The organism is Rhodococcus sp. AZ1, assembly GCF_054979605.1.
In genome coordinates this window covers 343364-366637 of the sequence record NZ_JBUEQF010000002.1, presented here as the reverse complement: position 1 = coordinate 366637, position 23274 = coordinate 343364, and the positions used below count along the sequence as shown (strand labels likewise).

The following is a 23274-nucleotide window of genomic DNA, read 5'->3' as shown; positions in this document are numbered from 1 at the left end:
ACCACCGACAGTGCACCACCGACCGCACAGAAGGGACAGTCATGAAGACCATCTACACCGCAGAGGCCATCGCCACCGGAGAGGGACGCAGCGGCAACGGGCGCAGCAGCGACGGCATCCTCGACGTCGTCCTGACCCCGCCGAAGGAAATGGGCGGCTCGGGTGAGGGCACCAACCCGGAACAGCTCTTCGCCGTCGGCTACGCCGCGTGCTACCTCTCGGCTCTGCGGCTCGTCGCCAAGGGCGCGGGCGCCGACGCCACCGACGCATCCGTCGGCTCGCGCGTGGCCATCGGCCCCAACGACGACGGCGGTTTCCAGCTCGCCGTCGAACTCGAGGTGACACTGCCGCACCTCGACGCCGCCACCGCGCAGGACCTCGCCGACAAGGCCCACCAGGTGTGCCCGTACTCCAACGCCACCCGCGGCAACATCGACGTCACCATCACCGTCGCCGACGACTGATCGGTCGACGCGAGCCAGCGACGTGCCCGGCGCGCCCCTGCCGATCAGGGACGGACTCAACCCCACGCGAATCCGCATGCCGGATCCGCGTGGGGTTGCGCGCGTATTCGAGAACGGTTCGGTAGCGACCGTCCTCGGCTACCTCGTCGCGCGATTTCCCGCGGACGCGACGCGCCTGCGTGAGAAGGTTGCGGCCGGCGAGATAGTCGATGCCGACGGTCGCCCGATCGAGCCGACCACCGAACTGGTGGCCGGCTCGGACATCTACCTCTACCGCGATCCACCGCCGGAGTCGCGTGTTCCTTTCGACATCGAGATTCTCCACCGTGACGAGCACCTGCTGGTGGTGGACAAACCGCATTTCCTCGCCACGACGCCACGCGGGCGGTTCGTCGTCGAAACCGCGCTGGTGCGGTTGCGCCGCGAACTCGATCTGCCGGACCTCGTTCCGGCGCACCGGCTCGATCGACTCACCGCCGGAGTGCTGGTGTTGGTGATGCGCCCCGCTGATCGCGCGCTCTACCAGCAATTGTTCGCCGATCGCTCCGTCACCAAGGAATATCTGGCCCGCGCGCCGCATCGGCCCGATCTCACCTTCCCGCGCACAGTGCGAAGCCGCATCGTCAAGAACCGCGGCAGCCTGCAGGCAGTGGAGGAGCCCGGCGAGGTCAACGCGACAACCGATATCGACGTCACTGCGGTGCACGCCCCGCTCGGCCTCGCGGACTACCGGGTGAAACCACGCACCGGAAAGACCCACCAGATCCGAGTTCACTTCAACTCACTGGGAATACCACTACTCGGCGACCCGCTGTATCCGGCGGTTCGAGACATCGCACCCGACGACTACTCCACTCCGCTCGCCCTCATTTCTCGCAGCATTTCCTTCGTCGACCCGATCAGCGGGCGCGACCGTTGTTTCACCTCGGCGCGAACACTTCCCACCCTGCAGGAGGCGCCACCGGCCGACAATGGCTGATAATGGCCGCATGGTCCGCCGTGTCACGCTCAGCGATACCGCATTGACCACATTCGTGGCCGCGGTGGGACACCTCGCTCGTGCCCGCGATCTCGACGAGATTCTCACCGTCACCGTGCGCACCGTGATCGACGTGATCGAGTTCGACGCGGTCGCGATCAATGTGTTGCGAGCGGACGGCACCTTGGAGGTGCGCGCAGTGACCGGACCGCCCGAGGTGGAATCGGTCAGGGGTGGGCGACTACCCGAACCGCAGTGGCGGGAGGTTCTCGCGGCGTGCGAGCAACGGGGCGGGCTGTACCTGACCCGAACGTTGGACTTCTCCGTTCCCGTCCCCGCCGCGAATCCGTGGGTCGAACGCATACGTACGCCGCTGGAAACCGACGCCGCGCACCCCATCCCCGGATTCCCCGCCACCGAGGCGTGGCAGGACCAGTACGCACTGCTGGTGCCGGGCTGGGTCGACGGGCGAGTCGGCGATCGCCTGCAGAGCGTGATCAGCGTGGACATCCCGCGCAGTGGTCGTACCCCCGACCCCCAGCAACACATCCTGCTGGAACTGCTCGGCAGTGAGGTCGCCGCCGCGATCGGCCGTGTGTGCGCGCTCGACCGACACGACGACCGGATCCGCCTCTACCGCACGGCGTTCACCGAGTCACCACACGCGAGTGCGCTCCTGGACTGCGCTCTCCGATTGACCGACGTCAACGGCGCCCTTCTCGAGCTGGTCGACGCCGTACCCGGCGAGTTGGACGGGCGTCCGCTCTCCGATGTCGTCGACGTCGACCACGACGACCTCGTCTCGCACTTCGCCCACCTCGGACCCGATCGAGCCCTCACGTCGTCGTTCGAGTGCGCACTGCGACACCCACGCGGCGTGCCCTGGAACCGATCGGTCGACGTGACCGCACGCAGGGTCGACGGCATCGACGACGAGCCCCGATACGTCTGCACCGTCACCGATCACACCGAGGTACGCGAGCAGCTCGACGCCATGCGTCATCGAGCCGACCACGACGACCTCACGGGCCTGAGCGTGCGGGCAGTGTGGCTGGCAGAACTGGATGCGCGCGTGGTTCCACCGCTCGATGCACCGCCGCACCCGGACGGCCCCGTCGTGGGAGTGCTGTTCTGCGACCTGGACGGGTTCAAGACCGTCAACGACGTCGCCGGTCACGGTGCCGGGGACGGCGTCCTGGTGGCGGTGGCCGAGCAACTGGTGGCAACTGCAGCAGCCACGGACACGGTGTGCCGCTGGGGCGGGGACGAATTCGCGATCGTCGCGAACAGGGCGACGGTGGCCGAGATCGTGGCGTTGGCGAACGCGGTCACCGACGCCGTGCGCACCCTTGCTCGGGCCTCGACACCCACCGACCCGGCGGCCGGGCTGTCGATCTCGATCGGGATCGCCGCGGTGGAGAACCCGACCGCGGTGGGCACGCTGACGGGCTTGGTGGAAATGGCCGACACCGCGCTCTACGAGGTCAAGAACGACCCGGAGCGACGCACGCGCGTGAGGGTGGTGTGAGAACAGTGCTGTGAGAACAGTGCTGTGAGACGAATGGTGGCCAGGGCCGGGATCGAACCGGCGACCTTCCGCTTTTCAGGCGGACGCTCGTACCAACTGAGCTACCTGGCCGGACGGCACCGGAACTGCAATGCCTTTCGGGACCGGATGAACCGGCGTGTGCGACCCTGACGGGACTCGAACCCGCGACCTCCGCCGTGACAGGGCGGCGCGCTAACCAACTGCGCCACAGGGCCTTGCTTGATGCCGTGAATCCTACGAACTCGCGGCTGTCATGTCGTGCTGTGAAGCTCATTCAGAACTGTGAAGCTCATTCAGTTGTGACGCACAGGACCGGAATCCCGTGAGTACCCCCTACGGGATTCGAACCCGCGCTACCGCCTTGAAAGGGCGGCGTCCTAGGCCGCTAAACGAAGGGGGCCCGCCGAAGACTTCCGGCTGTACCCCAACGGCGTTCCGTTGGGAGCGTTGGTAGCTTAAGCCACCGCCAAGGTAAACCCAAATCAGCAGGTGAGACGGCTATTCGGCGTTCTCACCGGAGGGCTGGGGCCAGCCGTCGCGGTGCCACTTCTCGAGCCAACTCGGCGACGCCATCGCAGCCAGGACAACCTCGAGGGACTCCTGGAACAGTGCCGGCAGATCCGTTTCCCATCCGAGGAGGTCGGCCATGTAGCGCTGGCCCGCCAGACAGGCGATGAGAACACGGGTGAACTTGTCGGGATCGACGTCCTCGCGCATGAGTCCGAGCTCGGCAGCTTCGCGTGCCAACCGACTCGCAGTCGAGCCCCACACGCGGCCTGCGTTCTCGCGCATCGCGGAGTAGAACTCCGGTTCCACGATGAGTCGGAACTCGGCTTGGACCACCACGCTCGTCTGGAAGACGTTGGCCAGCTCGAGCACGACCTGGTGCATGCGCTCGAAGGGATCGAGGTCGCTACTGCGTTCCTTCGATGTGATCGCGGTGAACGCTTCCGTCGCCGACTCGAGGACGGCGCGCGCGAGCTCTTCCTTCGACGAGAAGTGGAAGTACATTGCGCCCTTGGTTGCGCGCGAGCCCTCCAGGATGGTGTTCACCGACGCAGCGGCGTAGCCGCGCTTACTGAACTCGAACGCCGCAGCCTCGACGAGTGCAGCGCGAGTCTTCCTGGCGCGTTCCTGCTGTGCCATCCCTTGCAAGCCTTCCCAAACCCGTATCGTCCCCCGCGGGATCATTAAATCCGGCACTACACTAGCCGACGTTTCGCTCGGCTCGGTCCACCGACCCGGGCGGGTCGGATCGGCACGGCCGCAACCCGGTCCTGTGTGCTCTCAGCTGGACGTTCACCACTACATCGAACGATTTACGTACGTTTGGGACACTTCCCGAAACGAGTGCGCACGGCTCGTGGTGTCCGATGAACGGATGACATGAACAGCGGTGCCCGAGCGGCCCGTGCCGACGGTGATCCAGACGCGGGCGCTGGTGATCTAGACTCGGTCGCTGCCGGCCCCTATAGCTCAGTTGGTAGAGCTACGGACTTTTAATCCGCAGGTCGTAGGTTCGAGCCCTACTGGGGGCACTCGCGCCACCGTTCGCCGATACTTACCGATCCCTCAGGCTGGGTGTCCATCGGCGCCCACAGAAGCGAATAGTATGGACCAGTCACGGTCCGCACGCGGGCTGTGCGCGCTCCACGGGATGACACATCTTCCGGTGGCGAAGATGTCGATGCCCATCAGCGACGGAGGTACACCATGGCCAGAGATCTCACCGACCTCGAACTGCTCGGAGAGCTGTCGGGTGTGGCCGAGGAGAACCTCAACCGGCATCTGGCCGTCGCCAAGGACTGGAACCCGCACGACTACGTTCCGTGGGACCAGGGCCGGAACTTCGCCGCCCTCGGCGGCAAGGACTGGAGCCCGGAGGAGTCCGCGCTCGACGAGGTGGCCAAGGCCGCGATGATCACCAACCTCCTCACCGAGGACAACCTGCCGTCGTACCACCGGCTGATCGCGCGCAACCTCTCGCAGGACGGCGCGTGGGGCACGTGGGTCGGTCGCTGGACCGCCGAGGAGAACCGCCACGGCATCGTGATCCGCGACTATCTCGTGGTGACCCGCGGCGTCGACCCGGTGGCGCTCGAGGCCGCGCGCATGGAGCACATGACGGCCGGGTTCGGGAACGAGTCCGCGTACGGCGAGCACCGTCAGTTCCTGCGCTCACTGGCGTATGTGACGTTCCAGGAACTTGCAACACGGGTGAGCCACCGAAACACCGGCTACGCCTGCAAGGACCCCATCGCCGACGCACTGCTCCAGCGCGTCGCCGCCGACGAGAACCTGCACATGATCTTCTACCGCAACGTGTGCGCGGCGGCACTGGACGTGGCGCCCGACCCGACCATGGAGGCGATCACCCTCGTCCTCACGCACTTCCAGATGCCCGGGCGATCGATGCCGAACTTCCGGCGCAACGGCGTTCTGATGGCCAAGCACGGCATCTACGACCTGCGTCAGCACGTGGAGGACGTCGTGATGCCGGTGCTGCGCCGGTGGCGGATCTTCGAGCGCACGGACTTCGGACCGCGCGGCGAGAAGAGCCGTGAGGAACTCGCCGCGTACCTCGAGGATCTTCGAGGCCAGACGATCAAGTTCGAAGAGCAGCGCGATCGCCTCCTCGCACGTGAGGCCAAGCGTCGCGAAGAGCGAGCGTCCTGACCCCGGGAACAGCAGTGCCCCTACGTATCGGCTCACTCGAGCTCGCCAGCCCGGTGATCCTGGCCCCCATGGCAGGAATCACCAATGTCGCCTTCCGCACTCTGTGCCGCGAACTCGAACTCGAACGCGCCGGAAGTACGTCCGGCCTGTACGTCTGCGAGATGGTCACGGCGCGGGCGCTGGTCGAGCGCCAACCGGCCACCTTGCACATGACCACGTTCGGGCCCACCGAGACGCCGCGATCACTGCAGCTCTACACCGTCGACCCCGACACCACGTACGCCGCCGCGAAGATGATCGTCGACGAGAACATGGCCGATCACATCGACATGAACTTCGGCTGCCCGGTTCCCAAGGTCACCCGCAAGGGCGGAGGAGCGGCTCTTCCGTACAAGCGTTCGTTGTTCGGGCGCATCGTGGCGGCCGCGGTCAGGGCAACCGAGGGCACCTCGATCCCGGTCACGGTCAAGTTCCGGATCGGGATCGACGAGAACCACCACACCCACCTCGACGCGGGCCGCATCGCAGCCGCCGAGGGTGCCGCCGCCGTCGCGCTGCACGCGCGCACCGCCGCCCAGCGGTACTCGGGTACGGCCGACTGGTCACAGATCACAGCGCTCAAGGACCACGTGCGCGACGTGCCCGTGCTGGGTAACGGCGACATCTTCTCCGCGGCGGATGCAGCGCGGATGATGGCCGAGACCGGGTGCGACGGGGTGGTGGTCGGCCGCGGTTGCCTGGGTCGACCGTGGCTCTTCGCCGAGCTCTCGCGCGCTCTGCGCGGGCAGCCCGAGCCCACCGCGCCCACCCTCGGAGAGGTGGCGACGATCATGCGTCGACACGCGGAACTTCTCGCCGACCATCACGGCCAGGACCGCGGTCTACGGGAAATGCGCAAGCACGTCGCGTGGTACCTGCGCGGCTTTCCGGCTGGATCGGACCTGCGTGTCGCGATGGCGACGGTCTCTACGCTCGACGAGCTCGATCACCTGCTTGCCCAACTCGACCCCACCGTCCCGTTTCCGAAGGACGCCGAAGGGCCGCGAGGTCGGCAGGGCTCCCCCGGCACGGTCTCCCTGCCGGACGGCTGGCTCGACGACCCCGACGACCTCGCCGTTCCCACCGGCGCCGAGCTGATGCACTCCGGCGGATGACGGTTAGTATGGCGAGGACCGTCGGATCGATGGTGTGGGTCGACGGACACCGAAAGGCCAGGTCACAGCGTGGTTGAGAATGACGGGCCGGGTATGGGTACGCCCGGCGCGGGTCGCCGCGCACCCTGGGAACGTGGGCTCTCCACCGTCAGCCTCCCGGCCGTGCGCCCACCGTCGCAGGCCCTTCCCGTTCAGCCTGCGGCGCCTGCCGTCCCCCCCGACCACCAGCACGACGACTCCGAGGACGACAAGCCCACCGCGGTCATCCCGTCGGTCGCCGACGAGCCGGCGCCCGCATCTCCGGAGGCCGGTTCGCCGGCTGCCGCACCCACACGCCTGGCTGCTGGTCGCGCCCGCAAGCGTCGCCGCTATCGGACGGTCGGACGGGTGCTCGTCTCACTCGTCTCGGTGACGACACTCGTGTTCACGGGTGTGGTGTGGTCGTACCTACGCGCAACGGACAACGCATTCGCCCAGGTGGCGGCACTCGATCCCGACTCGACCGACGTGGTCGACGCGCCGGGCCAGTACGGCGACGAGACATATCTGATCGTCGGTACCGATACCCGCGCCGGCGCCAGTGGGCAGGTGGGCGCCGGCACCACGGCCGACGCCGAAGGTTCGCGCTCCGACACGATCATGCTGGTGAACATCCCCGCCGATCGCAGCCGGGTGGTAGCGGTGAGTTTCCCGCGTGACCTCGACGTCTCACGCCCGCAGTGTCAGGCATGGGATTCGAACACCGGCCAGTACACCACCGACACCTACCCTGCGGCCGACGGCGACAAGCTGAACGCCACGTATGCCCTGGGCGGGCCGAAGTGCCTGGTCAAGGTGATCCAGAAGTTGTCCGGTCTGAGAATCGGGCACTTCGTCGGGATGGACTTCGCCGGTTTCGAATCGATGGTCAACGAGGTGGGCGGGGTCAACGTGTGCGTGACGGCGCCGCTGATCGACGGCGAGCTCGGCACGATTCTCCCCACGCCGGGCAACCAGCTGATCAACGGCGCGACCGCACTGAGCTACGTGCGTGCCCGCAAGGTCGAGGCCGAGGGCACCGGCGACTACGGGCGCATCAAGAGGCAGCAGCTGTTCCTGTCGTCGTTGCTACGTTCGGTGCTCTCGAACAAGGTCCTCTTCGATCCGGGCAAGCTCAACGGCTTCGTCAACGCCTTCACCGCCGACACGTTCGTCGAGAACGTCAAGACCTCGGATCTGCTGACACTGGGTAAGTCGCTGCGCGGGGTCGCGGCCGGGGCGGTGACCTTCCTGACGGTGCCGACCGCGGGAACCAACGAGGCCGGCAACGAGATCCCTCGTAAGTCCGACATCACCGACATCTTCGAGGCGATCATCAACGATCAACCGCTGCCGGGCGAGAAGCGGGCCGAGCCGAGCAGCACCACAGCGACCTCCCCGGCGACCCCGACCACCCCCACCGCACCCCCGGCGCGAATCGCCATGGACCCGTCGGAGGTGTCCGTGCAGGTTCTCAACGGCACCGGCACCGTCGGCAGCGCCACCACCACCGCGAACAACCTCTCCACCTACGGGTTCCAGATCGTCGGCGCGGATACCGCCCAGCAGAGCATCGCGCGCACCGTGGTCCGGTACGGACCCGGCCAGGATGCGGCCGCGGCCACCGTGGCGAGCAGTCTGCCCTCGGCAGTTCTGCAGGAGACCGCCGATCTCGGCGGCGTCGTCGAGGTGGAGCTGGGGACCAACTTCACCGGCCGAGTCATTGCTCCCACCCCCGCCGGTGAGGCTCTCCCGGCGATCACCAGCACCGCACCGGCCACGAGTACCACGCCGATCCCGCTGCCGAGCGATCTCACCGTCACCAACGCCGGCGACACCACCTGCTCCTGACCACCACGTGTGGCCGCGCATTCACCACACGTTCACCGCCGTTGCGCGGTGACCAGGTGCGCATGCACGTAAAATCTTCGACATGCGCGTGGTGATGACCGAACAGATGACCGAATTGGCCGACCTGCTGAGCCAGATGGCCGACCTGGCAGGTGTTGCCATGGAGCGCGCCACCCAGTCCCTGCTGCAGGCAGATCTCCAGATCGCCGAGCAGGTGATCACCGACCACGATCGCATCACGGAGCTGAGCGCGGCCGCCGAGGAGCGCGCATTCGCTCTGCTGGCCCTCCAGGCGCCGGTTGCCGGCGACCTGCGCTCGGTGGTCTCGGGGATCCAGATCGTCGCCGACATCGAGCGGATGGGCGCCCTCGCCCTGCACGTTGCCAAGATCGCGCGGCGCCGCCACCCCGCCCATGCCCTCCCCGAGGAGGTCAACGGCTACTTCGCCGAGATGGGCCGAATTGCGGTCTCGCTCGGCCACGCGGCCAGTGAGGTGCTCGAGACTCGCGACCCCGAGCGTGCTGCCCTCCTGCACGAGGAGGACGAGGCGATGGACGATCTGCACCGTCACCTGTTCACCGTGCTGATGGATCGGGAGTGGAAGCACGGTGTCGCCTCCGCTGTCGACGTCACCCTGCTGGGCCGTTTCTACGAACGATTTGCCGATCACGCCGTCGAGGTCGGTCGTCGCATCGTCTTCCTGGTCACCGGCACTCCCGTCGCCGAGCAGGAGACCCCGGCCGCGAGCTGAGCGCCACCACGCGAGAGAACCTCACGCACGACTCGGGCCCCCGGCGAGATCGCCGGGGGCCCGAGTCGTGAGCAGCGGCCGGGTCGTGAACCGGCCGATCGTGCCTATCCGAAGCGCCCCGAAATGTAGTCCTCGGTCGCCTTCTCGGTGGGGTTGGAGAAGATCTTCTCCGTCGAACCGATCTCGACGAGGCGACCCGGCTTACCGGTGGCCTCGAGGTTGAAGAAGGCCGTCTGGTCGCTCACACGGGCGGCCTGCTGCATGTTGTGCGTGACGATGACGATGGTGAAGTCCTTCTTCAGCTCCGTGATCAGATCCTCGATCGCGAGCGTGGAGATGGGGTCGAGGGCCGAGCAGGGCTCGTCCATGAGCAGCACGTCCGGCTGCACGGAGATGGCGCGGGCGATGCACAGACGCTGCTGCTGTCCACCGGAGAGGCCGCCACCGGGCTTGTCGAGCCGATCCTTGACCTCGTTCCACAGGTTCGCGCCCCTGAGCGAACGCTCGGCGATCTCGTCGAGTTCGCTGCGGGAGCGGCGACCGGCGAGCTTGAGCCCGGCGACGACGTTCTCCTTGATCGACATCGTGGGGAACGGGTTGGGACGCTGGAACACCATCCCGATGGTTCGACGAACGCCGACGGGATCGACGCTGGCACCGTAGATGTCCTCGCCGTCGAGCAGGATCGAGCCCTCCACACGGGCGCCGGGGGTCACCTCGTGCATACGGTTCATCGAGCGCAGCACCGTGGACTTGCCACAACCGGACGGGCCGATGAAGGCGGTGACGTTGCGCGGGGGTACCGACAGGCCCACATCGGCCACGGCGTGGAACTTGCCGTAGTAGATGTTGACGTCCTTGAGATCGAGGCGCTTCGCCATGATCGGTTTCCTCTACTTTCCCTTGACGGCTGCGAACCGTCCGATGAGCTTGGCGACGACGTTGAGCAGGGCGATGATCAGGATCAGCGTGAGCGCCGCACCCCAGATGCGGTCGGCGCCGGCGTCGGTGGGGTTGTTGGTCTCGGCGACCATGACGCCCGGCAGCGAGCCCATCTCCCCACCGAAGAGGTCGGTGTTGATGAAGGGCGCGTAGCCCACGAGGATCAGCAGTGGTGCGGTCTCGCCGAGCACGCGGGCCAGGGCGAGCATGATGCCGGTCAGAATGCCGGGCAGGGCCGTGGGGAGCACGATGCGCACGATGGTCTTCCACTTGGGAACACCGAGCGCGTACGACGCCTCCCGCAGGTCCTGCGGCACGATCCGCAGCATCTCCTCGGTGCTGCGCACCACGACGGGAACCATCAGCAGCACCAGGGCGAGCGAGACGGCGAACGCGGACTTGGGGAAGCCGAAGGTGGCGATCCACAGCGCGTAGATGAACAGCGCGGCCACGATCGACGGCACACCGCTGAGGATGTCGACCATGAACGTGGTGACCTTGCCCAGCCGCGTTCCCGCGCCGTACTCGACGAGGAAGATCGCGACGAACAGGCCGAGCGGGATGGACACCAGCGCGCACACCGCGCCCTGCATGAGCGTGCCGACGATGGCGTGGTAGACGCCGCCACCGGAGCTGGCGGAGGTGAGGCCGCTGAGCGAGTTGGTGAACCAGGTGGGGCTGGTGATGGCGTCGAATCCGCGCGCGATCACCGTGAAGAGCACCCACACCAGGGGCACGAGTGCTATCAGGACGGACAGGGTCACCAGCACGGTCGCGATGATGTCGCTGAGGCGGCGGCGGCCGCTCACACCCTGGAACGTGGGGGCCTTGACAGGCTGATCGAGCGGCTCGATCGTCGTGGTCTGCGTCATCGGATCAGTCCTTCTTCTTGCCGGCCACCGCGGCGCGCGCCCCGGCGTTGACCACGAAGGTCAGCACGAACAGCACCAGACCGGCCGCAATGTAGGCACCGGCCTGAATGTCGTTGTTGAACTCGGCGTAGCCGAGGGCGATCTTCGACGCGATGGTCGACCCGCTGTCGAAGAGCGAGAACCCGAACGGCGCCGCCGTGGTGCGCAGGATCAGATACAGGGCGATCGTCTCGCCGAGTGCGCGACCCAGACCGAGCATCGACCCACTGATGTATCCGGACTTGCCGAAGGGAAGCACGGTCATCTTGACCACTTCCCAGCGGGTTGCACCGAGCGCGAGCGCCGCCTCGATGTGCGAGGTGGGGGTCTGGATGAACACCTCTCGCGTGACGGCGGTGATGATCGGCAGGATCATCACGGCCAGGACGATGCCGGCGGTGAAGACGGTGCCGCCACCGGTCACCGACCCCGTGCCGTCACTGAAGAGGAACAGCCATCCGAGGTTGTCGTTGAGCCAGACCGCGACGGGCTTGATCGCCGGTGCGAGCACGAGCAGACCCCACAGGCCGTAGACGATGGACGGCACAGCGGCGAGCAGGTCGATGATGTAGGCGAGTGGGCCGCGAAGGCGCTTGGGCGAGTATTCGGTGAGGAAGATCGCGATACCGAGGGCGATCGGCATGGCCAGGACGAGCGCGAACAGGGCGACCATCGCGGTGACCTGGAACAGATCGAGTACACCGAAGGCCATCTGGTCGATGTTGGTGGTCAACCACTGACGCGAGGTGAGGAAGTTAGCCTCGTTGCGGCTCAGCGCCGGTACCGCGCGCCAGACGAGGAACACACCGATCGCGGCGATCAGCACCGTGATCAGGCCCGCCGAGCCGCTCGCCAGCGTCGAGAAGATGCGGTCGGCCGGTCGCACGACGGGCTTCGGCGCCTTCTGCTCGGTGCCTGTCGGGGGGGCCTCGATGGTGCTGATGGATGCCTCCGTGGTTCCGGGCGGTTGCGCACTCGAGTTCCCGCGTGCCGCGGACGAGCGGTGGACCGACTGGGTTGGCGCGTCACTCATGGGCGCTCGCTTCTCTTCTCGGTGAAACGGTAGTGCGTGTCGGGTGTCGACGCGACCGTCGGGTGTGGGTGGGCTGTGGACCCTGCGCCACGTCGGCCGCGTCGACCCCGTTCGGCGTCAGCTGATGGCGGCGATGGATGCCGTCAGCTTCTCCTTGAAGTCGGTCGGCAGCGGAACGTAGCCCTGCTCGGCCAGGTTGGTCTGACCCTCGTTCGCTGCGCTCGTCAGGAACGACTTCACAGCGGCGGCGGTCTCGGCGTCGTAGCCCTTCGAGCACACGATCTCGTAGGTGGCCAGCACCAACGGGTACGCACCTGCGGTCGAGGTGCCGTAGATGGACTTCAGGTCGAGGGTGAGGTCACCGGTTCCCGAACCCGCGAAGGTTGCACCCTCGATGGCCTTGGTGGCCGTGTCGACGGTGAGCTCGACCGGTCCGCTGCCGTTGTCGATCTTGGCCTTCTTCAGCTTGTTCTGATCAGCGAAGGACTTCTCGACGTAGGTGATCGAGTTGGGAGCGGACGCGACGGCCTGAGCGACACCGGCCGAGCCCTTCGCACCCTCACCGACGCCACCGACGAAGTCCGAGCCCGCACCCTGGGTCCAGGCGCCCTTCGAAGCGGTGGTCAGGTACTGCTGGAAGTTGTCGGTGGTGCCCGAGGAGTCCGAACGGTGGATCGAGGTGATGGGCGCGTCGGGCAGCGTGGCGCCGGGGTTCAGCGCGGCGATGGCCGGGTCGTTCCAGGTCTTGATGCCGCCGTTGAAGATCTTGGCGGTCACCTCGGCGTTGAGAACGAGGTTGTCCACCCCGTCGAGGTTGTACGCCAGGGCGACGGGGCCGAACACCAGCGGGAGGTTCCAGGCCTCGCCACCGACACACCGGGCAGCCGCCTGGGTCTTCTGATCGCCCTTGATGGGCGAGTCGGAGCCGGCGAAGTCGATCTGGTTGGCGATGAACTGGGTGCGTCCGTCACCCGAACCGCTCGGGTTGTACGCGACGTTCACGGTCTTGTTCTTGGCCTGGCACACGCTGATGTACGTGGCGACGAAAGAGTCCATGGCGTTCTTCTGTGCGGACGATCCGGCGGCCGAGAGATTGGCCTTGCCCTCGCACGTCGCGGTCGACTTCGAGGTGTCGACGCCGGTCGACTGTGCGTTGTTGTCGGAGCCACAGCCTGCGAGAGCCATGGCGCCGAGGGACACCGCTGCCATGACGGCTGCGCTGCGATGGAATTTCACCTGTTTCCTCCGGAAAGAGTGCGTCGGCCGCGAGCCGAGCACGAACGACCTGGACGTGATCGCTGGGCGAGCACACCGAGCCGCCCGAGGGGCGGCCCGGTGCTGAAGTTAGGGGGTGTCGATGGACGGAATGCCGTGGATAGGTGAACGGAAGGTGAACAGACCCACCCGCGACCGGTCACACCCTCGCGTACGCCACGTCGGTGTGGAACCGAGTGAAACCCAGGCCGCGGTAGGTGTGCACGGCGGCGGTGTTGTCGGCCTCGACGTAGAGCAACACCGCCGGGCCGACGCCGCGCAGGTGGTGCAGACCGATCAGGGTGAGCGCGTTGCCGAGCCCACGCCCGTGCGCGGCGGGATCGACCGCCACGACGTAGACCTCACCGAGCGAATTCACCTCTCCCGCTTCGGGATCGGGCTCGTGCACCTTGGTCCAGTGAAAGCCCACCAACCCGCCGCCGACGCGATTCTCGGCCACGAACAATCCCGCCGGATCGAACCAGGGCTCGGCGAAGCGGACGTCGAGGTCCCGGCGGGTCCACCCACCCTGCTCGGGGTGCCAGGCGAACGCGAGGTTGTTCACGCGCAGGATCTCGTCCTCGTCGCCGGGTCGAAACGTGCGCAGGAGCACATCCTGGCGCTCGGGAACGCCGGGGAGGGCGTCGACGGTCGGCCGACGCATCTGCCAGAGCTCACGCACGGGGTGCAGCGACAGCTTGGACGCGACCTTTTGTGCCGCAGGCAAATTACCGTGCGCCCAGACGCGGGTGACCGACCCGAGCACTGTGCTCACGAGCGCGGTCCCGATGCCTCGACCCCGGTGCGCGGGGGCGACCGCCACCTCGCCCATCCCCTCACCGTCACCGGGAAGGACCACCGCGATGCCCACCACCACGTCGTTGTCGACCGCGAGGATGTGGGCGGAGTCGGCGTCCCCGGTCACCACCCGGATGCCCTGTTCGGACAGCGGTGCGGAGCCGTCGGAGGCCGCGCCGGCCGCCAACAGGGCCTCGACGGCCACGATGTCGGCTGCGGTCAGGGGGGCGTCGGAGAACCGGGGTGACTCCATGGGGTCAGCCTGGCAGGTCAGTGGTTCGGGGCGTCGGACGGGGTGACCCCGGACTCCGACAGGGCCACCGACGCTGCGTCGCCCGAATCCCCCGGCTCGTCCTCGTCGCCGGAGAAGTCCTGCCCGCCGAGCTTGCTCGACCCTCGGCTGGGACGCACGGCCTTGTACCCCACGTTGCGTACGGTGCCGATGAGCGACTCGTATTCGCTGCCCAGCTTGGCTCGCAGACGACGCACGTGCACGTCCACGGTGCGCGTTCCGCCGAAGAAGTCGTATCCCCACACTTCCTGCAGCAGTTGGGCGCGGGTGAACACCCGGCCGGCGTGCTGGGCGAGGTACTTCAGGAGTTCGAACTCCTTGTAAGTCAGATCCAGGGGTCGTCCGCGCAGCCGTGCGGTGTACGTGCCCTCGTCGATCACCAGTTCCCCCAGGGTGATCTTGCCCGACGCCTCGGGCGAGGCGACCCCACCGCGGCGTCCGACCAGCAGCCGCAGACGAGCGTCGAGTTCGGCGGGGCCGGTCGTGGGCAGCAGTACGTCGTCGACACCCCACTCGGCGTTGACGGCCACCAGACCACCCTCGGTGAGGACGGCCACCACCGGAACAGCCGAGCCGGCGCTCCCGAGGAGGCGGCACAGGCCGCGTGCAGCGGCGAGATCGGTGCGCGCATCGACCAGGGCCACGTCGGCGGCACCGGCCTCGAGTAGAGCCGAGACCTCGGTGGGCGCGGGCCGCACGGTGTGGGCGAGCAGGGACAGCGACGGCAGAACGGAATCGGGGTCGGGATCGGAGGTCAACAGAAGCAGTTCCACGTCGCCTCCAATCCGTTGCCGAATCACTTGACCGCTGAATCGACTCACCTGCCGAATCGATTCACCAGCCGGTATCCCGCGACGGCGACGTTGCCGAGGCGAGACGATTTCGTATCGTTCTCGGGTCACAGACTAGCGTGAGGACGGCCGGTACCGTCGACGAGTACCGCCCATCTCCCTGCGAGAACCGCCTGCGATCAACCTCGGGCGACCACCAAGCGACCCAGCAGAGGTGCCACGTGCGAAAACTGATCCTCGGGATCGTCGTCGTCCTCGCGATCGGAGTCGGGGTGGACTTCGGAGCCGCCGCCTACGGCGAATACCGGCTCTCGCGCGAGTTGCGAGCGGACGGCGGACTCACCTCCGATCCGGCCGTGACCATTTATGGCTTTCCATTTCTTGCGCAGGTTGCCAAGGGTGAATACGACCGGATCGAAATTCGAGCGGACGACGTGCCCACGGAATACCTCGACAAGACCACCGTGGAGGCGACGCTGCGCGGGGTTCGCGTTCCGGCGTCCGATCTGCTGAACGGATCGGTGCGAACCATTCCCGTCGAGCAGCTCGACGCACGGGTGCGGATCGACGCCACGGAGCTCGGACGCTTCCTGTCCATTCCCGACCTGCAGGTTTCCCCACCGCCACCGACGGACTCGACGTCCGGTGCCAACGAGGTGGCCGGATCGAAGGGGGCGGTGGTGCTGAGTGGGACGGTCCCCGTCGGGCCCGTGTCGGCGGCGGTGTCGGTGACGGCGGAACTGCGCCTCGACGGCGACAAGGTCTCGATCGTGGCCACCGATCTGTATTTCGGGCCCCGCGGCAATGCCGATTTCACGGTTCCCGATCTTCTGAAGCCTGCTGTTCTCGCGCTGTTCACCAGAACAGTCGATCGACAGTCCCTCCCGTTCGGGATCACGCCGACGATCGTCTACGCCGAAGGCGGGCGGATCGTGGTGGGCGGGACGGCGCGCAACATCACGGTCGACACCGCTGCGGTGCGCACCCGGTGAGCGGCCCGCTGATCGGAGGGGCGGCAGCGCTATGACCGGAATCACAATCGTCGTGGTCGTATTGGTACTGGCCACCGTCGTCGGATTCTGGCTGCGCCACCGCGACGGACGGGTGCGTTCCTCGCGCGTCGTCGACCACGCCGCCGACAGTCCGCGCACGAGGGAACTGCTGGCCGCAGGGGTGCCCGAGGGCGCGGTGACGGTGCTGCACTTCTCGGCGTCGTGGTGTCGGCCCTGCGTCGCCGTCCGCCGGGTCGTCGCCGAGGTGGTGGCCGGCGCCGCCGATCCCACGGTCGACGTGGAGGTCGACATGGACGCCAACCCCGACCTCGCTCGCATCATGGGGGTGATGAGCCTGCCCACCACCTTCGTGCTCGACGCCGAGCTGGCCGAGCGGTTCCGGGTCTCCGGGGTGCCGTCCGCGCAGGACCTCTCGCCGGCCGTCGAAGCCGCCCGGATCAGGCGATAGTTGTCGCCGGGGCCGGGCAGGGTAGCCTGTTGCCCGTGACCGCCCCCCGCGAGCTTCTGCTCACCCGCCGCCGCACGGTCGACCTGTGCCGCCTCGGGGGCTGTTCCTGCCGCTGTCGCCCAAGCGCGGCCATCCTCGATCGGTGAGCTCCTGACGTAACGGGCGATCGTCCCGTCGTCCTCCCACCATCGACGTCGTACCCCCGCAGCCGACTGCCGAGGCACGATGCGCGCTGCAAACACCTGAGATCTCCTCCACCGGACACCCCACACTCATGCGAGGTCCCGCCATGACGACCACCCAGAACTCCGCCACCACCACCGCCGGACCGCAGATCGACGTACGCGGCCCTCGGTTCAGCGCCTGGATCACCACCACCGTGCTGGTGATCGTCCTCGCCCTGTCGACGTTCTCGCCGACGGCGGCCGCCGTCCTGCTCGCGCTGCAGGGCGTCGCGTTCACTCTCGGTGCGTTCATCGGACCCGCCGCCAGCCCCTATGGCCGCATCTTCGCGCGGTTCGTCGCGCCACGCCTGTCGCCTGCCACCGAACGAGAGCCGGTGGCTCCGGTGCGCTTCGCCCAGCTCGTCGGCCTGCTGTTCGCCGTGGTCGGCACCCTAGGATTCGCGACCGGCCTGACGGCCGTGGGCTACGTCGCGACCGGCTTCGCGCTGTTCGCCGCATTCCTCAACGCGGCGTTCGACTTCTGCCTCGGCTGCAAGATCTACCCGCTCGTCGCTCGCCTGCGTCGCAGCAACTGATTCCCTCGAACTTCACCTCGTCACCATTTCCCCCATCACCGTTTCGCCTGAAAGGAACACCATGACCCGCTCCGACGTGCTGGTCTCTGCCGACTGGGTCGAGCAGAACCTCGACACACCCTCCGTCGTCCTCGTCGAGGTCGACGAGGACACCTCCGCCTACGACGGCGGCCACATCGCCGGTGCGGTCAAGCTCGACTGGAAGACCGACCTGCAGGACCAGGTCCGACGCGACTTCGTCGACCGTCAGCAGTTCTCGGATCTGCTGTCCGCCAAGGGAATTTCCAATGACGACACCGTGGTGCTCTACGGCGGCAACAACAACTGGTTCGCCGCCTACGCCTACTGGTACTTCAAGCTCTACGGGCACACCGACGTCAAGCTCCTCGACGGCGGCCGCAAGATCTGGGAGCTCGAGGGCCGCGAGCTGAGCACCGACACCGTGGTACGCGAGAGCACCACTTATGTTGCGGCCGAACCGGATCTGAGCATTCGCGCGTTCCGCGACGAGGCGATCGACGCCATCGGCACCAAGAACCTGGTGGATGTGCGCAGCCCCGACGAGTTCACCGGCAAGATCCTCGCACCCGCGCACCTGCCGCAGGAGCAGAGCCAGCGCCCCGGCCACATCCCCACCGCCATCAATGTGCCGTGGTCGAAGGCCGCCAACGAGAACGGCACCTTCAAGAGCGACGACGAGCTCGCCGCTCTCTACGCCGAGGCCGGCCTCGACACCGGCAAGGACACCATCGCGTACTGCCGTATCGGCGAGCGCAGCTCGCACACCTGGTTCGTGCTGCACGAGCTGCTCGGCCATCAGAACGTCAAGAACTACGACGGCAGCTGGACCGAGTACGGTTCGCTGGTCGGCGCACCGATCGAGTTGGGGGAAGCAAAATAATGTGTGGAGCACCCGTTCAGAGCCAGACCCTGCCCGCGGGCGTGGATGTGGAGAAGGAGACGGTGATCACCGGTCGCGTCCTGGCGGCCGACGGTCAGCCGGTGGGCGGTGCGTTCGTTCGCCTGCTCGACGGCTCCGGGGAGTTCACCGCCGAGGTGGTCGCCTCGGCCACCGGTGACTTCCGCTTCTTCGCCGCACCGGGTTCGTGGACGGTGCGTGCCCTCTCCGCCGGCGGCAATGGCCAGAGTGCCGTCGCTCCGGAGGGAACCGGCGTGTACGAGGTAGACGTCACCGTCGGCTGAGCAAGCCGTCACCCACTCCACCCACTGGCGAACGGTAGAATCTGCGCGTGGTCATTTTCTTCGAAGCACTCCTGGTCCTGGCGTCGCTCCTCATCACCTGGTTCGCGGGTTACGCCGTGTACCGGCTGGTCGTCGACACGGACAGGTGACCGACTCGGGCAACCCGGTTCCCAGCGGGTCCGAGGCGGTCGCCCGCGCGGCTGATCGCGCCCGGGCGAGTGCAGCGCTCAACATCGCCGAGTTCGACGGGTTACCGGCGCCCGCGGACACGGCGAACCTTCGTCTGGGCCCGGACCTGTCCCCCGCCGTGCTGGCACTGCTGCCCCTGGTGGGCGTGTGGCGCGGTGACGGGGAGGGCCACGACCCCGATACGGGCGTCGACTACCCGTTCGGGCAGCAGATCGTGGTCAAGCACGACGGCGGTCCCTACCTGGCGTGGGAGTCGCGGTCGTGGCGTCTCGGCGAGGACGGTGGGTACCAGGGTCCGGACCTGCGGGAATCGGGTTTCTGGCGAGTCAGCGGTGACGGCATGCCAGGCTCCGACAACGAGGAGACCATCGAGCTACTGCTCACCCATGCATCGGGTGTGGTGGAGCTGTACTACGGGCACGCGCTGAACCAGTCGTCCTGGGAGCTGGCCACCGACGTGGTGATTCGCTCCACCTCCGCCGCTCTGATGGGTGGCGCCAAGCGGCTCTACGGCATCGTGGACGGTGGGGATCTCGCGTACGTCGAGGAACGAGTGGGTGCGGACGGCGACCTGCGCCCCCGACTCTCCGCGCGCCTGACCCGCCAGATCGGCTGACGGCACCCCGAGAAACACGACGACCCCCGAGCCGTACCGCCGCGCCACCGGGGGTGGGTGGTCGGGGGTCCCGGTCTGGACGGACCGGGGGCTCGGGGGTCGGGTAGCTGCCTGGAAATAGCCTGCCGCTCGCGCGGAAAGCGTTCCGTCAGCGGTTGCGGCTAGCTGGCAGCCACCTCACGTGTCCAAGATCTACTCAATTCCAGACCACCTCCTTCCTCGTGTAGCGACCACGCTACGCGGAGGTCACGGGCGCGGCAACGGGATTTTTCCGGTGCGTCGCGGATGTGAGAGTCACGGTGTCCACGCCCGCGGGAACGGGCCGATGAGTGATCACCAGGACCGCGCGATCGGTGTGCAGCAGTGGCGATTCCGACCCGAGGATCTCGCCGAGCAGCGCGCGCGAGGACTGGTCGTCGAGATGCTCGGTGGGCTCGTCGAGGATCAGGACAGGTGCCGCCGAGACCAGGGCACGGGCGAGCAGAAGCCGCCGACGCTGTCCGCCGGAGACCGCGCGGGCACCGCCGTCCAGAACGGTGTCGATCCCGTCGGGCAGCCCCGCGACCCAGGGGCCGAGACCGACCTGCTCGAGCACCCGCCGCGCCTGCTCGGCCTCCAGATCTCCCCGCGCCACCCGCAGGTTCTCGAGCACGGTGGTCTCGAACAGGTGGGCATCCTCGGCGAAGAAGGTGACCGTGCGCCGCAGGTACTGCGGATCGACGGCGGCGAGGTCGGTCCCGCCCAGGCTCACGCTGCCGCTCTGCGGGGCCACCAGGCCGGCCAGGGTCGCCGCCAGGGTCGTCTTGCCCGACCCGCTGGGGCCGACCACGGCCACTCGCGCACCGGGGGCCAGGGTGATCTCCACGGGATCGGTCACGACCGCCGAGCCCGGCCGCCGACACCGTAGACCGCGAGCGACGAGCGTCGTATCGGCCGGTTCACCGGTCGGTCCGGCGTCGGCGATCTGGCCGTCGACGAGGGCATCGATGCGGGTCGCCGCTGCGCGGGCGCGGTTGAGCGCGGTGGCCGCCGCGGGCAGCGCGCCGACGGCCTCGAAGGCGGCGAGCGGCAGCAGCACGATGATGGCGAACGACATGGGGTCGGTGCCCCCGGAGAAGCCGCTGCCGGTACCCATCGCGGTGACGGAGAAGGCGAGTGCGCCCAGCACCGAGACCGCCATGGCGAGCGGGGTGGCGGCAGTGGCGAACGCGGCGCGTCGCACCGCCCGATCCGCGCGTCGCGATCCCTCGGACTGCGCTCGGTGGGCGAGGGCCAGGGCATCGTCGAGACGCCCGGCCACCCGCAGCTCGGATGCGTGGTCGAGCACCGTGGTCACCGCGGCGGTGAAGTCGGTGCGTGCTGCCGAGGCGGCTGACTCGGCTGCTTCCGTGGCCTTCGCCGCCGCGAGCGGTGCGAGCACACCGGCGAGAAGGAGAGCCAGTGCGAGCACCGCGGCCGAGCCGGGCGAGCGAACAGCCACCACCGCGACCGCGGCGGTGGAGACGACGGCGGCGACGGCTGTGGGCACGACGGCGCGGATCACGAGGTCGCCGAGAGCATCGACGTCGGCTCCGGTCCGCGCCAGGAGATCACCGCGACGGATCGAGAGCAGGGTTGCGCTGTCGCCGCGGGCGAGCCGCTCGTAGATGCGGGTGCGGGCGACCGTGGTGCCGCGCAGTGCAAGGTCGTGGGTGGCCAGGCGCTCGAGGTATCTCAGGAGTCCGCGGGAGATGCCCAGGGCGCGCACGGCCACCACTGCCACCGACAGGTCCAGTACCGGGGGCATCTGCCAGGCGCGGGTGATCAGCCAGGCCGACAGCGCCGCCAGCGCGACGGCGCTGCCCAGCGCACCGACACCAGCGGCGATCGCGTACAGCACTCGCCGACGCTCGACTTCGAGCAATCCGATCAGCCTCATGCGGGTACCTGCTCTGCGTGCACGGCCACCACCGCGTCGGCGGCGGCGAGTGTCGCCGGTGTGTGGCCCACCACCACCACGGTTCGCCCGCGCTGGGCGAGGGCGACCAATTCGGCCAGCACTCGCGCAGCGGAGTCGTCGTCGAGGTGCGCGGTCGGTTCGTCCAACAGCAGCACCGGTCGGTCGGACACCAGGGTGCGGGTGAGGGCAAGTCGCTGCCGCTCACCGAGCGAGAGCCCTTCGCCCCCACGGCCCACCACGGTGTCCCACCCATGCGGGAAGGTAGCCAGAACCTGGTCGAATCCTGTTGCCGCACATGCTCGATCAAGGTCGGCCACCGTCCCTCGTCGGCCCAGGTCGAGGTTGTCGCGCAGTGTTCCCGGAACCACCGCCGGGCGCTGCGGAAGCCACGTCACGCACGACCACCACTGCTCGCGATCGAGCTGCGACAGCGGTGTTCCCGCCACGCTGACGCTGCCGGCACTCGGCTCGGCGAGTCCCAGGACCACCGCGAGCGCCGTGCTCTTGCCGCTGCCGTTGTCGCCGGTGAGCACCGTGAGCTGTCCGGGTTCGAACGTGGCACCGAGGTTCTCGGGAGCGCACCCCGATCGCGACGCCACGCTGACACCTGCCAGAACGATGGGTCCGGGCGCAGGAGCGGCCGCTCCACCGTCCCGAGCCCGAGCGGCCGGGGCGTCGAGGATCTCGAACACCCGCTCGGCCGCGGCGAGACCGTCCTGCGCACTGTGGAACTGCGCGCCCACGGTGCGCAACGGCAGGTACACCTCGGGCGCGAGGATCAACGCGACGATGCCCGCCTCGAGAGCCATGTCGCCGAACACCAGCCGCAGCCCGATCGACACTGCCACCAGGGCCACGCACAGTGTCGCCAGGAGTTCGAGCACCATCGACGACAGGAACGCCACGCGCAGCGATGCCATCGTGGTGCGGCGGTGCGCGTCGCCGAGTTCACGCACCCGCTCCTGCGGTCCCGACTCGCGCCCCAGGGCGCGCAGGGTGGGCAGACCGTCGATGAGGTCGAGCAGCTGTTCGGACAGCCGCGCCATGGTGGCCAGGCTGCGCTGTGAGCGACCGGCGGTGAGCAAGCCGATCAGCACCATGAACAGCGGGATCAGCGGCAGCGTGACCGCCACGATGAGCCCGGACACGGTGTCGGTCAGGGCGATCACCACCACCACGATCGGCGTCACGGTGACCGCGGCCATCAGAGCCGGGATGTACCCGGTGAGGTAGGGCCGCAGATCACCGAGGCTGCGGGTGATCACCGACGCCCACTCCACCCGTCGGGAATCGAGGGTGCGCGGCCGAGCCGCTGCAGCGGCGGCCACGGCCTCGCGCTCGAAGGTCTCGATCACCCTCGCCGACGACCGGAACGCCATGCGCGCGGACAGCCACGTCGCTCCTACACGGACGGCGAATGCTGTTGCCAGTACGGCCATCTCGGTGCCCCACGCCCCGACGCTGCGGGCGCCGGGATCGGTGATCACACCGGCCACGATGCGACCGAGCATCAGCGCGGCCACGATGATGGTGGCCGTCTGCACCAACGACAACACCAGCGACGCCACGAAGTAGCGCCGCGCCGGGCCCGACCGCTGCCACAGACGTGGGTCGATCGGGCCGCGGCGTGGGGTGCTCACCGC

22 protein-coding genes and 4 tRNA genes are annotated in these 23274 nt (G+C 68.0%); 14 read left to right on the top strand and 12 right to left on the bottom strand.

Going from position 1 to position 23274, the window contains the following annotated elements:
• The first annotated feature begins 41 nt into the window (after positions 1-41).
• From ACY48E_RS04095 to ACY48E_RS04085, 3 genes are read left to right on the top strand one after another with little or no spacing between them, the layout of a single operon-like run.
• Entirely contained in the window at positions 42-464 is a 423-nt protein-coding gene (locus ACY48E_RS04095) for an organic hydroperoxide resistance protein (protein WP_462870817.1), read from the top strand.
• Positions 465-486: 22 nt separating this feature from the next.
• Positions 487-1443, top strand: a complete 957-nt coding sequence (locus ACY48E_RS04090) for a pseudouridine synthase (protein WP_462870816.1) — start codon at positions 487-489, stop codon at positions 1441-1443.
• Between the two features lie 10 nt (positions 1444-1453).
• The gene (locus ACY48E_RS04085; protein ID WP_462870815.1) at positions 1454-2971 is read left to right on the top strand and encodes a GGDEF domain-containing protein; all 1518 of its coding nucleotides are present in this window, start codon (positions 1454-1456) and stop codon (positions 2969-2971) included.
• A gap of 34 nt (positions 2972-3005) precedes the next feature.
• Here ACY48E_RS04085 and ACY48E_RS04080 read toward each other — a convergent pair.
• From ACY48E_RS04080 to ACY48E_RS04065, 4 genes are all read right to left on the bottom strand, one after another.
• Positions 3006-3082, bottom strand: a tRNA-Phe gene (locus ACY48E_RS04080).
• A 51-nt stretch (positions 3083-3133) separates the two neighbouring features.
• Positions 3134-3207, bottom strand: a tRNA-Asp gene (locus ACY48E_RS04075).
• Positions 3208-3319: 112 nt separating this feature from the next.
• Positions 3320-3392, bottom strand: a tRNA-Glu gene (locus ACY48E_RS04070).
• A gap of 98 nt (positions 3393-3490) precedes the next feature.
• Positions 3491-4138, bottom strand: a complete 648-nt coding sequence (locus ACY48E_RS04065) for a TetR family transcriptional regulator (protein WP_462870814.1) — start codon at positions 4136-4138, stop codon at positions 3491-3493.
• 319 nt (positions 4139-4457) lie between these two features.
• Between ACY48E_RS04065 and ACY48E_RS04060 the strand changes: the two genes are divergently transcribed.
• The 5 genes from ACY48E_RS04060 (at position 4458) to phoU (ending at position 9442) form a co-directional block, all read left to right on the top strand.
• Positions 4458-4530 (top strand) — tRNA-Lys (locus ACY48E_RS04060).
• A 175-nt stretch (positions 4531-4705) separates the two neighbouring features.
• The gene (locus ACY48E_RS04055) at positions 4706-5668 is read left to right on the top strand and encodes an acyl-ACP desaturase (RefSeq protein WP_462870813.1); all 963 of its coding nucleotides are present in this window, start codon (positions 4706-4708) and stop codon (positions 5666-5668) included.
• A gap of 14 nt (positions 5669-5682) precedes the next feature.
• Positions 5683-6822, top strand: coding sequence for a tRNA dihydrouridine synthase DusB (dusB, locus tag ACY48E_RS04050; protein ID WP_462870812.1), 1140 nt, complete (start codon positions 5683-5685; stop codon positions 6820-6822).
• 93 nt (positions 6823-6915) lie between these two features.
• On the top strand, positions 6916-8691 hold the full coding sequence (locus ACY48E_RS04045) for an LCP family protein (RefSeq protein WP_462870898.1): 1776 nt from the start codon (positions 6916-6918) through the stop codon (positions 8689-8691).
• Between the two features lie 82 nt (positions 8692-8773).
• Positions 8774-9442 (top strand): phosphate signaling complex protein PhoU, encoded by a 669-nt coding sequence (phoU, locus tag ACY48E_RS04040; RefSeq protein WP_462870811.1) that lies wholly within the window; start codon positions 8774-8776, stop codon positions 9440-9442.
• Positions 9443-9546: 104 nt separating this feature from the next.
• On the opposite strand, the gene pstB is transcribed toward phoU, so the two are convergent.
• The 6 genes from pstB to ACY48E_RS04010 form a co-directional block, all read right to left on the bottom strand.
• On the bottom strand, positions 9547-10323 hold the full coding sequence (gene pstB / locus ACY48E_RS04035) for a phosphate ABC transporter ATP-binding protein PstB (protein ID WP_462870810.1): 777 nt from the start codon (positions 10321-10323) through the stop codon (positions 9547-9549).
• Between the two features lie 12 nt (positions 10324-10335).
• Entirely contained in the window at positions 10336-11256 is a 921-nt protein-coding gene (gene pstA / locus ACY48E_RS04030; RefSeq protein WP_462870809.1) for a phosphate ABC transporter permease PstA, read from the bottom strand.
• 4 nt (positions 11257-11260) lie between these two features.
• Entirely contained in the window at positions 11261-12328 is a 1068-nt protein-coding gene (gene pstC, locus ACY48E_RS04025; RefSeq protein WP_462870808.1) for a phosphate ABC transporter permease subunit PstC, read from the bottom strand.
• A 117-nt stretch (positions 12329-12445) separates the two neighbouring features.
• Entirely contained in the window at positions 12446-13537 is a 1092-nt protein-coding gene (gene pstS, locus ACY48E_RS04020; protein WP_462870897.1) for a phosphate ABC transporter substrate-binding protein PstS, read from the bottom strand.
• 205 nt (positions 13538-13742) lie between these two features.
• A complete protein-coding gene (mshD, locus tag ACY48E_RS04015) occupies positions 13743-14633 on the bottom strand; it encodes a mycothiol synthase (protein ID WP_462870807.1) in 891 nt (296 codons plus the stop codon).
• 17 nt (positions 14634-14650) lie between these two features.
• Complete coding sequence (locus ACY48E_RS04010; RefSeq protein ID WP_462870806.1) at positions 14651-15445, bottom strand: winged helix-turn-helix transcriptional regulator; 795 nt, start codon at positions 15443-15445, stop codon at positions 14651-14653.
• Between the two features lie 239 nt (positions 15446-15684).
• On the opposite strand from ACY48E_RS04010, the gene ACY48E_RS04005 reads away from it, so the two are divergent.
• From ACY48E_RS04005 to ACY48E_RS03980, 6 genes are all read left to right on the top strand, one after another.
• Positions 15685-16455 (top strand): LmeA family phospholipid-binding protein, encoded by a 771-nt coding sequence (locus ACY48E_RS04005; protein ID WP_462870805.1) that lies wholly within the window; start codon positions 15685-15687, stop codon positions 16453-16455.
• Between the two features lie 31 nt (positions 16456-16486).
• Positions 16487-16924: a thioredoxin family protein gene (locus tag ACY48E_RS04000; RefSeq protein ID WP_462870804.1), complete on the top strand. Its 438-nt coding sequence runs from the start codon at positions 16487-16489 to the stop codon at positions 16922-16924.
• A gap of 289 nt (positions 16925-17213) precedes the next feature.
• Complete coding sequence (locus ACY48E_RS03995; protein ID WP_462870803.1) at positions 17214-17684, top strand: DUF4395 domain-containing protein; 471 nt, start codon at positions 17214-17216, stop codon at positions 17682-17684.
• A gap of 61 nt (positions 17685-17745) precedes the next feature.
• Positions 17746-18585: a sulfurtransferase gene (locus tag ACY48E_RS03990; RefSeq protein WP_462870802.1), complete on the top strand. Its 840-nt coding sequence runs from the start codon at positions 17746-17748 to the stop codon at positions 18583-18585.
• Positions 18585-18887 carry a DUF1416 domain-containing protein gene (locus tag ACY48E_RS03985; protein WP_462870801.1) on the top strand — a complete coding sequence of 101 codons (303 nt, stop codon included), beginning with the start codon at positions 18585-18587 and terminating at the stop codon, positions 18885-18887. The genes ACY48E_RS03990 and ACY48E_RS03985 overlap by 1 nt, the downstream gene beginning before the upstream one ends.
• Before the next feature lie 145 nt (positions 18888-19032).
• Positions 19033-19692, top strand: coding sequence for a heme-binding beta-barrel domain-containing protein (locus tag ACY48E_RS03980; RefSeq protein WP_462870800.1), 660 nt, complete (start codon positions 19033-19035; stop codon positions 19690-19692).
• A 235-nt stretch (positions 19693-19927) separates the two neighbouring features.
• On the opposite strand, the gene cydC is transcribed toward ACY48E_RS03980, so the two are convergent.
• A complete protein-coding gene (cydC, locus tag ACY48E_RS03975) occupies positions 19928-21610 on the bottom strand; it encodes a thiol reductant ABC exporter subunit CydC (RefSeq protein ID WP_462870799.1) in 1683 nt (560 codons plus the stop codon).
• Complete coding sequence (cydD, locus tag ACY48E_RS03970) at positions 21607-23271, bottom strand: thiol reductant ABC exporter subunit CydD (RefSeq protein WP_462870798.1); 1665 nt, start codon at positions 23269-23271, stop codon at positions 21607-21609. Before cydD ends, cydC begins: the two co-directional genes overlap by 4 nt.
• Between the last annotated feature and the right edge of the window lie 3 nt (positions 23272-23274).